We start from the raw sequence: 12,584 nt of genomic DNA, 5'->3' as shown, positions 1-12,584 counted from the left end.
CGTCCGGCGTTTGAGGACGAGGCCGTTCAGGCCGAAAGGGGGGTCTGGGGGCGCAGCCCCCAGGGATGGGACGGGTAGGGGCGGCGGGGGCGAAAAAACTACCCAACCCCCTCCACCCGCACCCCCAACTCCGCCGCAAACACCCCCGCCAGATCAAGCAACTGCACAGGACTGATCACCGCCCCCGCCAACCGATCCACCCCCCGCGCAAACCCCAACTCCACAGCCCCCCGCAAATCCACATCCCTCAACGTCGCCGCACTGAAGTCCACCCCCTTCAGCACACAGTCCACAAACTCCACCCGCTCCAGCACCGCACCCCCGAAGTCCGGCTCCACCAGCACACACCCCTCGAAGACGACGTCCTTCAACTTCGCCTTGCGCAGGTTCAGATAGTCGATCTTCCCGCCCCGCACCACCACCCGCTCCAGCACAGCCCCATGCAACTGCACCCCACCCAGCCGCGCATCGACCAGCTCCACATCACGCAGGGTCGACTCGGCGAGGTTCGTGCCGACACCCCGTATGCCCGTGAGAACGGAGTCGAGCACCCGGGCATGGTGCAGCCGCGTCTCGTCCAACGCGCACCCCGTCAGCGCGCATTCCATGAACCGGGCACCCCCACCGTTCTGCCCCGCGAAGTCGGCATCCCGGAACTCCAGCCCGTCATAGTCCCCGTCCGCCTCCAACTCCCCACCCCCGAACGGCTCCAGCACCGGCAACCGCACCTCGGGCCGCCGAGCCCTCTTCACCCCGGAACCAGACCCGGAACCACCCGCTCCACCCACCACTCGCCCAGTCATGCCCCCATACTGCACCCCACCACCGACAATCCCCCTGACCTGCAAAAACACACCCCCACCACCCCCCATGTCACATTCCGGCCCCCTCAACCAGTCGTACCGACGGAAACAGAAAGGCACCCACCAGAAGGAGCCCCAAAACATGACCCGCCCCCGAACCCGCCACCGCCCTCACTCACACCACACCCCCCTCACCCCCCTCACCGTCATAGGCGGCGGCCTAGCCGGCCTCACCGCCGCCATCGCCGCCGCGGAGGCAGGCGCCAAGGTCACCGTGTACGAGGCCCACCACACCCTCGGCGGCCGGGGCCGCACCGCCGAGGGGCCGTACCGTACGAACGACGGCCCGCACGTCCTCTACAGCGGCGGCCCGCACTGGACCTGGCTCACGCGACGCGACCTGATCGGCCCCCTCGCCCCGCTCCCGCCCCTCGAAGCCGCCCGATTCCACTTCCGCCACCAGGGCTCCCTGCGCCGCACCCCACCCCTCGCGATGCTCAAGCTGCTCCGCCGCAGCGCCCAACAGGCGCCCGTGGACGTCGACTTCATGACCTGGGCCACCGAGCAGGCGGGCGAGAAGGGCGCCCTGGCCGCCGCGCACTACTCCGCCGTCACCCTCTTCCACCACGACCCCGGCCTCCTGTCCGCCGCCTTCGTCCAGGAACGGCTGCGCCGCGCCGCCGCCCTCCCGCCCGAGGCCCAGCACCCGCGCGGCGGCTGGGCCGCCGTGATCGACCGGATGGCCGCCCGCGCCTGGAACCTGGGCGTACGGATGGAGACCCTGTCCCGCGTCGACACACTCCCCACGGACACCCCCGTCATCGTCGCCACCTCCCTCGACGCCGCCCGCCGCCTCCTGAACGACGACACCCTCACCTGGACCGGCGCCCGTACGGTCCTCCTCGACCTCGCCGTACGGACCCGGCGCGGCGACCCCTACGTCGTCTCCGACCTGGACGCCCCCGGCCGACTGGAACGCTTCACCGCCCAGGACCACACCCTCGCCCCGCCCGGCGAACAGCTCCTCCAGGGCCAGTTCCCGATCGCCCCGGGCGCCTCCCGCGCCGAGGGCGTCGCCCGTGCCGAGGAACTGCTCGACCTGGCCTTCGACGGCTGGCGCGAGCGCGTCACCTGGCGCCGCGAGGCCACCTCGAACGGCCGTACCGGCGCGGTAGACCTGCCCGGCACGAGCTGGCGCGACCGGCCCGCGATCGAACGCGGCGACGGTGTCTACCTGGCCGGCGACCAGGTGGCCGCCCCCGGCGTCCTCGCGGAGGTCTCGTTCAACAGCGCGCTGACGGCCGTATCGCTGGCGCTGGGAACCCGGCGACTCCACGGCCGCCCCAAACCTCTCGGCCCCCTTGGCCCCCTCGGCCCCCACGACCCCCTTGGCCCTCTTGACCTGAAGCAAGCTTGAGGTTGAAGAGTGGGGACTCCTGAGACCCGACGAGAGCCACCCGCACCCTTGGGGGACCCCCATGCACGCCATCCGCCTGCACACCTACGGCCCCGCCGAAAACCTCACCTACGAACAGGTGGACGACCCGGCACCCGGCCCGGGCCAGGTCCGTATCGCCGTCGCCGCAGCCGGCGTACACCTCCTGGACACGGCCCTCCGTGAGGGCATGCGAGGCCCGGCACCGGAGCCGACCCCCCTGCCGACCATCCCCGGCCGCGAGGTCGCCGGCGTCGTCGACGCCCTGGGCCAGGGCACCCCGGAGCTGTGGCGCGGCAAGCGCGTCGTCGCCCACCTCGGCTTCAAGCCCGGCGGATACGCCGAACTCGCCGTCACCGACATGGAACGCCTGCACGAGATCCCGGCCGGCCTCGACTTCGCCCAGGCCGTCGCGATGATCGGCACCGGGCGTACGGCGATGGGCATCCTGCAGTTCACCGACCTCGGCCCCGACTCCGTGGCCGTCGTACCGGCCGCCGCCGGGGGCATCGGCACCCTTCTCGTGCAGTACGCCCGGCACACCGGCGCCACCGTGATCGGCCTCGCGGGCGGCCCCGCGAAGACGGCCCTCGTCGCGGCGAACGGCGCCGATCTCGCCGTCGACTACACGGATCCCGCCTGGCCGGAGAAGGTCCGCGCGTATCTCGGCGGACGGCCCGCCACCGTCGTCTTCGACGGCGTCGGCGGCGAGATCGCCCGCGAGGCCACGTCCCTGCTCTCCCCCACCGGACAGCATCTGGTCTTCGGCTGGTCGGGCGAGGGCCTCCACGACGGCACCCCCTTCCTCGTCGAGGGCGTCTCCGAACAGGTCCTCGGCCCGGCGATGCTCAGCAGAGCGGGCGGCCCCGACCCCCTCCGCACCCTCGAACTCCGCGCCCTCACCGAAGCCGCCACCGGCCGCCTGACCCCGTCCGTCCACCGCTTCCCCCTCGCAGAGGCGGCCACCGCCCACCGCACCCTCGAAACCCGCGGCACGACCGGCAAGGTGGTACTGGAGCCATAAGCCGTGAGCCACGGACGGGATGACGGGTTGAGGGGGCGGGCCCACCAGGACCCGCCCCCTCAACCGCCGACGGCCTACGACCTCACCGCGCGACCGCCCCCGTAGCCCTGCTCACCGCCACCCCGTCCTTGTGACCGGTCCGCCGGGCCGTCACCTTCACGGTGATCTTCTTGCCCTTCTGGGCCGCCTTCAGCACCAGCGAGGACTTCGTCGCCCCCGCGATCGCCTTACCGCCCGCGTACCACTGGTACGCGTACGACGTCGCCGCCGGACTCCAGGTCCCGGCCGACGTCCTGAGCGTCCTCCCGACCTTCGCCGTCCCGCTGATCACCGGCAGCTTCGTCGCCCTGGGCGCGTCCCCCTTGGCCACGGTCACCGCGGCCGAGGTCGCCGACCCGCTCTTCCAGCCGCTCTTGACCGCCGTGACGGTCACACTCAGCTTCTTGCCGAGCCGGCCGGCGGGAAGGACGTACGTGGACGCCGTCGCCCCCGCTATCGCCTTGCCGTCGGCCTTCCACTGGTAGGTGTACGAGGACGGGGTCGCCGACCAGCTCCCGGGCGCCGCCGTCACCTTGGCGCCGACCTTCGCCGTGCCGGTCACCTTGGGGGCGGCCGTGTCGGTCAGCTGGGGCTCGGTGACGGTGAAGGTGCCGCGCTGGAACTCCCGGCCCCGCGCGATCACGCTGACGCCCCACGTTCCGGTGGCGGTCTCGCCGGTCAGGTCGAGGGTCGCCGTCAGCGTCCGGTTGTCCGGGGACACGCCGGTCGTCCGCGCGGTCAGGGTCCTGCCGGACTGCGCCAGCCGGACCACGGAGTCCGCCGGAAGCGCGGCCCCGGACACGGTGAGCGTGACCTTGGTCCCGGCGGCTCCGGTCGCCGGGCTCACCCCGGTGACACCGAGTTCCTCGGTGCCGCACTGCGCGTACGAGCACACGAGCCGGGCGCTGTAGGAGGTGGCGGACGCCTTCTCCGGCAGGCCGAGCACGAACACGCTCGGAGTACTGGCCCAGGACGACCCGAGCGGGTCGCAGTCGTAGCCCTCCGGGATGTAGTGGACACAGCCGTTGGCCCAGGTGGACGCGTTGTACAGGGCGGGCACCGCCGTGTCCGCGGCGCCGGTGGTGTCCTTGATCTCGGTCTTGAAGTGGTCGAACCCGGCCGTCGGCAGCGCCGCGCACACCGCCGTGTGCGCCTCGTCCAGCGTGCCGGTGATCGGCCCGTACCCGTACGCCACCGAGGGCGCCTTCACGCACTCGGGCGCCGCACCCTCGGCGGTCGCGATGCGCAGCGCGTCCAGGCGGTAGGCGTCCGGGGCCTTCAGCGTGGCCGGGACCTGCACGAGGACCTGGTGACTGGTGGAACCGGTGACCGCACAGGCGTTGTTGCGGTACGAGCACTCCACGGTGCCGTCACCGCCGAAGACCACGATGTTGCCGCTGCCGAGAGCGTCCCGCACGTTCACGTGGAGCACGTCCGTGGCAGCGGCCGTGGTGATCCGCCGGCAGCTCAGGGTGCCCGGCCCCCCGTACGTACCGGCGAGGGACGCGCCGCCCACCTTGGCCGCCGCGCTCGTGGCGCAGCCCGCCGAACCGGCGCCCGCGGTCACGTCCCGGCGCGTCAGCGTGTACGTGGCGTCCTTGTCCCAGCCGTTGACGAGCACCGTGTGAGCGCTGCCCGGGGTGAGCCTGCAGACGGTCCAGCCATTGGTGGTGGCGTATCGCTCGCAGACCTGCTTGCCCGTGGAATCGACCACCGAGAAGCCCGCGCCCACCCCGCCGGTGGTGGCGATCAGCTGGAGGATCTCCGCGTCCGTGTGCCCGTTCGCCGGGATGGTCAGGCAGTGCGCGAACACACCGCCGCCGGTGGCGAAGGACGCCTTGGCGCCGTTCACCGCGAAGCTGCCGGCGGGCAGCTGGGCACAGCCCTGCGGAGTGTCCGTACGGACCAGGTGGATGCCGTACGCCCCCGTCGCCGTCCCGGAGTCCGAGTGGATCAGCAGACGGTAGGGCGCGGCGCCGGTGGGCGCACACGTGCCCGCGCTCAGCGTCGTCTCGGAGCACTGGGTGACACCCGCGCTGTCGACGACCTCGTAGTCCGCGTCGGGCCGCCCGCCGAGCGAGGCCAGCGCCCCGAACGGCACCCCCCGCGCACCCGGCAGCACCAGACAGTCGTACTGGCCCGGACCGCCGAACTCACCCTGGTAGAGCCCCCATCCGACCGTACGGCAGCCCTCGGTGCCGGTCCGGTCGAGGAAGACCGTGGCGTACTCCGAGTCGGTCACCGCGGTGGGATCGCCCACCACCAGCGTGTAGGTGCCGGCGCCGGGGAACGTGCACCAACCGCCCGCCTGGCAGACCTTCCTGCCCGCACCGTCGTAGACGTACGACCACAGGTCGTCGCCCTGCTCGCTGCCGATCGGGTTCACCAGATACCGGCCCGCCGCGGGCACACTCAGCGAGCGGCAGCGCACCCCGCCGGCCTCGGGCACCGTGCCGTACACACCGACCGCCGCCACCGGGCAGCCCTCGGCGTCGGACAGCCGACGGACCTGCAACTCGTAGTCGTACGGCAGCTGGTCGTCGTAGAAGAGGTACGACAGCACGCGGTACGGGCCGTCACCCGGGAGCACACACCCGTCCTCGTCGTCGCGCACGCAGATGTCCGTACCGCTCGCGTCGGTGATCCACTGCCGTACGTTCGAACCGCGGTAGACGGTGACGCGCTCGCCCGGCGTGCCCCGGAACGGCAGGCAGTCGACCTCGACCGCGCTGACCGCCGTACCGGTCGTCACCGGCTGGTCCCAGGACGTGCCGACGGACCCGTCACAGCCCTCGGTCCCGGCCAGCGCGACAACGGCCAGCTGATAGTCCGTGGTCTCGGAGGCCCCCGAGTTGTCGACCACCACGGTGTACGCCCCCGCCGCCGGGAAGTCGCACCAGCGCACGCCGTAGCTGGGCGCCGTGCACTCCACGGAACCGCCGTCGGCGTCACTGACGTTCGCGTAGGCCCCGTTCCTGGCATCCTCCAGGGACACCTGATGCCGCCCCGCCCGCACCGTCACCGTGTAGCAGGCCTGCGCCCCGCCCTCCAGCGTGCCCCGGGCGACCGCGTCCCCCGGATCGCCGAACGGCGCGAGCGCGAGCGGCGCGCACTCCGCCCCGACGGCCCTCGCGGGCGCCGCCCCCACCGTCGTCGTCAGCGTCAGCAGCGAGCCGAGCAACGCGACCAGGACGGTCACGACGAGCAGCGGCACGGCCGGCCGCCCACGTCTTTCGGACAGGCAGGAGCCAAACATCGAAATCCCCCCGGATCAGTGGTCGATGAGGCCGGTGAAGGCCAACGTGACGATGGTGGCACACAGGTCTGACACAGCACCCGCGAGTATCCGGGCAACGAAACGAGACCGGAGGGAGAAGCAACGGCAAGGCGGCCGACGGACAACCCGCAGCCGTGCCCCGGACCACCCACAACCAGCAGCCGCCTCCCCGAACGACTCAGCAGCCGTGTCCCGGACGACTCAGTGCCGCCCGGCCACCCGATCCGCCACCCGCGCCAGCCGCGACGACCGTTCCCCGCCCCCGGCCGACTCCCGCCGGTCCGCGGCCCGGTACGTGGCGTACATCCCCCGCACCTCCACCCACCGCAACGGCTCCGGCTCCCACTTCCGCACCCGGTGCCCGACCCACGGCAGCCCGGTCAGCTCGGTACGCCCCTCCTGGCCCGAGTCCAGCAGCACCTGATCCCGCAGCGTCCGCGCCGCGAGATTGGCGGTGGTGACACCGGAACCGACGTAACCGCCCGCCCACCCAAGCCCGGTCGACCGGTCGAGCGTCACCGAGGCACACCAGTCGCGCGGCACCCCCAGCACCCCCGACCAGGCATGCGCGACCCGCACATCACCCAGCACGGGAAAGAACCGCACGAGAATCTCCCGCAACGCCTCGGCCGTCGCCGCCTGCGTACGCCCGTCGTTGTCCGTCCGCGACCCGAACCGGTACGGCACCCCGCGCCCGCCCAGCGCGATCCGCCCGTCCTCCGTCCGCTGCGCGTACATGTACGCGTGCGCCATGTCGCCCAGCGTCTCCCGCCCCGCCCAGCCGATCTCGTCCCACTGCGCGTCCGTCAACGGCTCGGTCGCGATCATCGACGAGTTCTGGCAGACACGTATGTTTCGCCCCTTGAGCGAGGCCGTGAAGCCCTCCGTACAGCGCAGGACATAGGGCGCGCGAACCGTCCCGTACGGCGTGACCGCGTGCTTCGCGAGGATCTCCGTAACAGGCGTCCGTTCGCAGACGACAACACCCAACCGCTCAACAGCCGCCGCGAGCCCCTTGACCAGCTTCACCGGATGCACCCGCGCCCCGTGCGGCGTCCACGACGGTGTCGTTCATGGCCCGCTGCAGCCGTACCGCAGCCTCATGACCGTGCACGCGCGCGTACCGGTCCCTCCCCGCGACCCCGTTGTACAGCCAGCCCCCGTTGCGCCCGGAAGCCCCGTACCCACAGAACTCCTTCTCCAGAACGACGATCCGAAGAAAAGGCGCGGCCTTCTTCAGGTAGTAAGCCGTCCACAACCCGGTATAACCACCCCCGACGATCACGACGTCAGCCGTCGCATCCCCGTCGAGAGGCGCACGAGGAACAGGCAACCCGTCCTCCGCGAACCAGAAGGAAACCTACCCATTGATGCTCATAACGCCGGACGTTAACGCCTCAGCGCCCCCACTGTCTCCTTCGGATTCCACACCTCCCCACCCCGCCCACGCGTCAACGGCCAACAGGCGAACCCGACAAGAGCCGCGGTGAAGTGCCCGAGATCGGTGAAGGTACGAGAGAACACAAGCGGCACCCCATACACGCCAAGAACGCCAGCCACGTACACATACCGCCAAGGCCGAGCGATCCGATACGCGAGCACGGCGACAACCCCCGCCAGCGCGTAACTCACCCCGAAATCCATCACACCGGCCGCCGACGCGGGCGCCGACCCGTCCCGGATCGCCCGCCACACCGCACCCTGACTGATCAGCGTCGCCAGCACATGCGAGGCCACACACACCGTCAGCCACCGCACGGTCCCGAGCCACCGCTCGACCGACGCGTGGAACACCGAATACAGCACGACGTACGGAGTCCACCACCCGTCGATCCACATCGCACTGGAGATCAGCACCCGCACCGGATGGTCCGACAGCTCATCGATGTTCGTCGACCGCTGCCGCAGGAACTCCTCCTGGAACTCCGCCGACATGTGATGCACAGCCACCGTCGTGAAGAACAGCACGAGCAGCCACACATACGTGCCCGGAGCACTACGGACGTAAGCCCACACCCCGCGCGGGCGGACCGGAAATCGCATGCCCCAATTTACGCACGCACATACAGTCGCCCAGTGACCCGCACCCCTGTGGAAATCCCCGCCGAACTGGCCGCCACACAGCTCAAGTACAACGGGGAAGCGGGCCGCGCCTTCATCACGGCACTCCCCACCCGCACAGCCGACTTCCTGGACCGCTGGAACCTACGCGTGGACGGCCCCTCGATGCACGGCGTAACGGCCCTGGTCCTCCCGGTCATCACCACCGACAACACCCCGGCGGCCCTGAAACTCCAACTCCTGGACGACGAAAGCGAAGGCGAGCCGACAGCCCTCCACCACTGGAACGGCAACCACGCGGTACGCCTCCTGGACCACGACCCCACCACAGGCACGATGCTCCTGGAACGCCTGGACCACACCCGAATGCTGTCCACCGTCCCCGACGCCCACGAGGCCACCCTGGTCATCGCGAACCTCCTGACCCACCTCACATCGACCCCGGCCCCACCGGGCATCCGCCGCCTGGCCGACATCGCCGCCCAAATGCTGGCCCGAACACCAGAGGCCCTCCCCCAGATCCCGGACCCGATGACGCGCACCCTGATCGCGGACTGCGCGGCAGCCCTACGCGAAGTGGCTCCCGACCCCGGCAACCGCCTCCTCCACTGGGACCTCCACGACGAAAACGTCCTGGCCGCAGACCGCGCTCCTTGGCTGGCGATCGACCCCAAACCCCTGGCAGGCGACCCAGGCTTCGACCTCTGGCCGGCCCTCAACACCCGCTTCGACGCAGGCGACATCCTCTGGCGCTTCGACGCCCTGACGGACGCACTGTCCCTGGACAGGGAACGGGCCCGCGCGTGGACCCTGGCCCGGGTACTCCAGAACGCCCTGTGGAACATCGAGGACGGGGATCCGGTGGAGGAGACGGGGCTGGAGGTGGCTCGGCGGCTGCGGAATTCGTAGTAGCTGGAGCCCCCTGTCGGATTCGAACCGACGACCTACGCATTACAAGTGCGTTGCTCTGGCCAGCTGAGCTAAGGAGGCCTGACGCGCGCGTGCACAGGCCGTGCAGGCATGCGTGCCCGTGCAGTGTACCCAGGTCCCGGCCGCCCCCCAGTCGAAAATTTCCGCGAAGTTCACACTCCCCCACCTACTGACAGAAGACGAATCCCCAGGTACCGTCCAGAACCAGTCCGCGTATGTGGACTACACCACCTTCCTACAACGGATCGTCCGGCACGTTCCTGCCGGTAGAAGGGGGCCCATCACCATGGCCACTGTTTCGTTCAACAAGGCGACCCGCATCTACCCGGGTGGCGACAAGCCCGCCGTCGACCAGCTTGAGCTCGATGTCGCGGATGGCGAGTTCCTCGTCCTCGTCGGTCCCTCCGGTTGCGGAAAGTCCACCTCCCTGCGGATGCTCGCGGGTCTTGAGGATGTGAACGCCGGTTCGATCCACATCGGTGACCGCGACGTCACGCACCTGCCGCCCAAGGACCGGGACATCGCGATGGTGTTCCAGAACTACGCGCTGTACCCGCACATGACCGTCGCCGACAACATGGGCTTCGCGCTCAAGATCGCCGGCGTCAACAAGGCCGAGATCCGCCAGAAGGTCGAGGACGCGGCGAAGATCCTCGACCTCACCGACTACCTGGCCCGTAAGCCGAAGGCGCTCTCCGGTGGTCAGCGTCAGCGTGTCGCCATGGGTCGTGCCATCGTGCGTGAGCCCCAGGTCTTCCTCATGGACGAGCCGCTGTCGAACCTCGACGCCAAGCTCCGTGTTTCGACGCGTACGCAGATCGCTTCGCTGCAGCGCCGTCTCGGCATCACCACCGTGTACGTCACCCACGACCAGGTCGAGGCCATGACCATGGGCGACCGGGTGGCCGTACTGAAGGACGGTCTGCTCCAGCAGGTCGACTCGCCGCGCAACATGTACGACCGCCCCAAGAACCTCTTCGTGGCCGGCTTCATCGGCTCGCCGGCGATGAACCTGATCGAGGTTCCGATCACCGACGGCGGTGTGAAGTTCGGCAACTCGGTCGTCCCGGTCAACCGTGAGGCCCTCAAGGCCGCCGCCGACAAGGGTGACACCACCGTCACGGTCGGCGTCCGTCCGGAGCACTTCGACGTCGTCGAGCACAACGGTGCCGCCGCCAGCGCGCTGACCAAGGACACCGAGGACGCTCCGGCCGGTCTCGCCGTCACCGTGAACGTCGTCGAGGAGCTGGGCGCCGACGGTTACGTCTACGGCAGCGCCAAGGTCGGCGACGACCTGAAGGACCTGGTCGTCCGGGTCAGCGGCCGTGCCGTGCCGGACAAGGGCGCCACGCTGCACGTCGTCCCGCGTCCGGGCGAGATCCACGTGTTCTCGACCTCCACGGGCGAGCGCCTCACCGACTGAGACATCGGCTGACATGCCTGCTTGAACGGCGAAGGGCTCCGCGGCTTGCTGCGGGGCCCTTTCCCATACCCGTGAACCGTGCGTCCGATACCCCGGCACACCGGTCGTTTCGCATCACGTACGTCAACGCCCTACCCAGAAAACGGCACCAATCCATCCCCCGATCGGGTGACTGAATGTCGCCAAATCAGCACCGAGCGCTACCCTCACTCGCGTGAAGCACTCCACTAACCAACTGACGCGAAGTGGCCGTGGCCCCGCCCGCCGGATCGGCCGTAGCCTCGCCCTTGTCCTGCCCGTCGTCCTGGTGCTGTCCGGGACCCTCGCGGTCACCCGAGTCAACTGGTCGGGGAATCCCTCGGACTCGGTGCTCACGGCGTCCTCCGAGGACCTGGCCGCCCGAGCCGCCGCTGCCCCCGCCCCCCAGGACGTCCTGCGCGACCAGCTGCTCCTGGAACTCCAGGACAAGGACCCAGGCACCGCCCTCACCCACCTCCAGCAGGCGGTGAACGGCCACCCGTCCCTGGCGAAGCACTGCACCTCGATCGCCCGCGCCCTCGGCCGCGCCGCGGTCCGCGTGTACGGCCCGTCGCGAGCCCAGTCGTACTCCCGCCCGGTCTGCGACACGTCCTTCGCGACAGGGGTGGCAGCGGCCCACAGTTAGCAAGCAACGGTCACGCGCCCCTGGAAGGCGCCCCGCAGGGGCAGCCTTCCAGGGGCGCGGGGAACTGCGCGCCCAGCCCCCACCGGGCCCGCAGCCCTCGCGGAGCGCCCCGTACAGTTCACGGCATGACCGCTCCCCACGCCACCACGCGCCCCACTCAAGCCGTGGTCCTCGCCGGAGGCCAGGGCTCCAGGCTCCGCCCGTACACCGACGACCGCCCCAAGCCGATGGTCGAGATCCCCGGCACGGGGACGCCGATCATCGGCCATCAGCTCGTCTGGCTGGCCGAGGAGGGCGTGACGGATGTCGTCGTCAGCTGTGGTCACCTCGCGGAGGTCCTCCAGAAGTGGCTGGAGACCGCCGAGCTGCCGCTGAGCGTCACGACGGTCGTCGAGACCGAACCCCTCGGCCGTGGCGGCGGCCTCAAGTACGCCGCCGCGCACCTCCCCGCCCCGGACCAGCCCTGGTACGCCACGAACGGCGACATCTGGACCCGCTTCTCGCTGCGCGACATGGCCGACTTCCACGCCGAGCGGGACGCCGTCGCGACCCTCGCGCTGGCCCGTCCGCGGCTGCCGTGGGGTGCCGTCCAGACGGACGGCTTCGGTCACATCACGGACTTCATAGAGTCCCCTCCGTCGACCTTCGAGATCAACGCGGGCGTGTACGTCTTCTCCTCCGCGTTCGCCGCCCTGCTCCCGGAGCGCGGCGACCACGAACGCACCACGTTCCCCCATCTGGCCCGCGAACGCCGCCTGGCCGGCTTCCCGATCCCGCACGGCGCCTACTGGCGTGCCATCGACACCGCGAAGGACCTCACGGAGGCCGCGAAGGAGCTGGCGGCGCTGGGCCGTTGACCTGAAGGTTCTCCAAGTCCATGGGCTTCACGGGCACCGACCGCGACAACGGCCTCGTCGACCAGTTCGGC

Annotated in this window: 9 protein-coding genes, 1 tRNA gene and 1 pseudogene; 6 read left to right on the top strand and 5 right to left on the bottom strand. The window is 70.4% G+C overall.

The window, feature by feature from the left end:
• Window positions 1-98: 98 nt before the first annotated feature.
• Complete coding sequence (locus ACWDR4_RS48725) at window positions 99-803, bottom strand: pentapeptide repeat-containing protein (RefSeq protein ID WP_450418488.1); 705 nt, start codon at window positions 801-803, stop codon at window positions 99-101.
• A gap of 142 nt (window positions 804-945) precedes the next feature.
• Between ACWDR4_RS48725 and ACWDR4_RS48720 the strand changes: the two genes are divergently transcribed.
• Together ACWDR4_RS48720 and ACWDR4_RS48715 are read left to right on the top strand one after the other, a co-directional pair.
• Window positions 946-2,220, top strand: a complete 1,275-nt coding sequence (locus ACWDR4_RS48720) for an NAD(P)-binding protein (RefSeq protein WP_450418486.1) — start codon at window positions 946-948, stop codon at window positions 2,218-2,220.
• 61 nt (window positions 2,221-2,281) lie between these two features.
• A complete protein-coding gene (locus tag ACWDR4_RS48715; protein WP_450418485.1) occupies window positions 2,282-3,262 on the top strand; it encodes a zinc-binding dehydrogenase in 981 nt (326 codons plus the stop codon).
• Between the two features lie 82 nt (window positions 3,263-3,344).
• On the opposite strand, the gene ACWDR4_RS48710 is transcribed toward ACWDR4_RS48715, so the two are convergent.
• From ACWDR4_RS48710 to ACWDR4_RS48700, 3 genes and pseudogenes are all read right to left on the bottom strand, one after another.
• Window positions 3,345-6,557: a Tat pathway signal protein gene (locus ACWDR4_RS48710; RefSeq protein ID WP_450418483.1), complete on the bottom strand. Its 3,213-nt coding sequence runs from the start codon at window positions 6,555-6,557 to the stop codon at window positions 3,345-3,347.
• 222 nt (window positions 6,558-6,779) lie between these two features.
• Window positions 6,780-7,911, bottom strand: a pseudogene (locus tag ACWDR4_RS48705) (NAD(P)/FAD-dependent oxidoreductase).
• A 56-nt stretch (window positions 7,912-7,967) separates the two neighbouring features.
• Window positions 7,968-8,621: a rhomboid-like protein gene (locus ACWDR4_RS48700; RefSeq protein ID WP_450418481.1), complete on the bottom strand. Its 654-nt coding sequence runs from the start codon at window positions 8,619-8,621 to the stop codon at window positions 7,968-7,970.
• Between the two features lie 33 nt (window positions 8,622-8,654).
• On the opposite strand from ACWDR4_RS48700, the gene ACWDR4_RS48695 reads away from it, so the two are divergent.
• Window positions 8,655-9,548: an aminoglycoside phosphotransferase family protein gene (locus ACWDR4_RS48695; protein ID WP_450418479.1), complete on the top strand. Its 894-nt coding sequence runs from the start codon at window positions 8,655-8,657 to the stop codon at window positions 9,546-9,548.
• Between the two features lie 4 nt (window positions 9,549-9,552).
• Here ACWDR4_RS48695 and ACWDR4_RS48690 read toward each other — a convergent pair.
• Window positions 9,553-9,629 (bottom strand) — tRNA-Thr (locus tag ACWDR4_RS48690).
• Window positions 9,630-9,855: 226 nt separating this feature from the next.
• On the opposite strand from ACWDR4_RS48690, the gene ACWDR4_RS48685 reads away from it, so the two are divergent.
• From ACWDR4_RS48685 to ACWDR4_RS48675, 3 genes are all read left to right on the top strand, one after another.
• Complete coding sequence (locus tag ACWDR4_RS48685) at window positions 9,856-10,992, top strand: ABC transporter ATP-binding protein (RefSeq protein ID WP_450418477.1); 1,137 nt, start codon at window positions 9,856-9,858, stop codon at window positions 10,990-10,992.
• Window positions 10,993-11,206: 214 nt separating this feature from the next.
• Window positions 11,207-11,656 carry a hypothetical protein gene (locus ACWDR4_RS48680; protein WP_369037725.1) on the top strand — a complete coding sequence of 150 codons (450 nt, stop codon included), beginning with the start codon at window positions 11,207-11,209 and terminating at the stop codon, window positions 11,654-11,656.
• A gap of 125 nt (window positions 11,657-11,781) precedes the next feature.
• Window positions 11,782-12,513: a nucleotidyltransferase family protein gene (locus ACWDR4_RS48675; protein ID WP_450418476.1), complete on the top strand. Its 732-nt coding sequence runs from the start codon at window positions 11,782-11,784 to the stop codon at window positions 12,511-12,513.
• The last annotated feature ends 71 nt before the right edge of the window (window positions 12,514-12,584 follow it).

The organism is Streptomyces sp. NPDC000878, from assembly GCF_053599695.1.
This window is presented reverse-complemented; position numbering and strand designations above follow the sequence as displayed.

Excerpts from the sequence above, each read along its gene's own strand:
- ACWDR4_RS48725 (WP_450418488.1), bottom strand. The coding sequence starts at position 803 with ATGACTGGGCGAGTGGTGGGTGGAGCGGGTGGTTCCGGGTCTGGTTCC.
- ACWDR4_RS48720 (WP_450418486.1), top strand. The coding sequence starts at position 946 with ATGACCCGCCCCCGAACCCGCCACCGCCCTCACTCACACCACACCCCC.
- ACWDR4_RS48715 (WP_450418485.1), top strand. The coding sequence starts at position 2,282 with ATGCACGCCATCCGCCTGCACACCTACGGCCCCGCCGAAAACCTCACC.
- ACWDR4_RS48710 (WP_450418483.1), bottom strand. The coding sequence starts at position 6,557 with ATGTTTGGCTCCTGCCTGTCCGAAAGACGTGGGCGGCCGGCCGTGCCG.
- ACWDR4_RS48700 (WP_450418481.1), bottom strand. The coding sequence starts at position 8,621 with ATGCGATTTCCGGTCCGCCCGCGCGGGGTGTGGGCTTACGTCCGTAGT.
- ACWDR4_RS48685 (WP_450418477.1), top strand. The coding sequence starts at position 9,856 with ATGGCCACTGTTTCGTTCAACAAGGCGACCCGCATCTACCCGGGTGGC.
- ACWDR4_RS48675 (WP_450418476.1), top strand. The coding sequence starts at position 11,782 with ATGACCGCTCCCCACGCCACCACGCGCCCCACTCAAGCCGTGGTCCTC.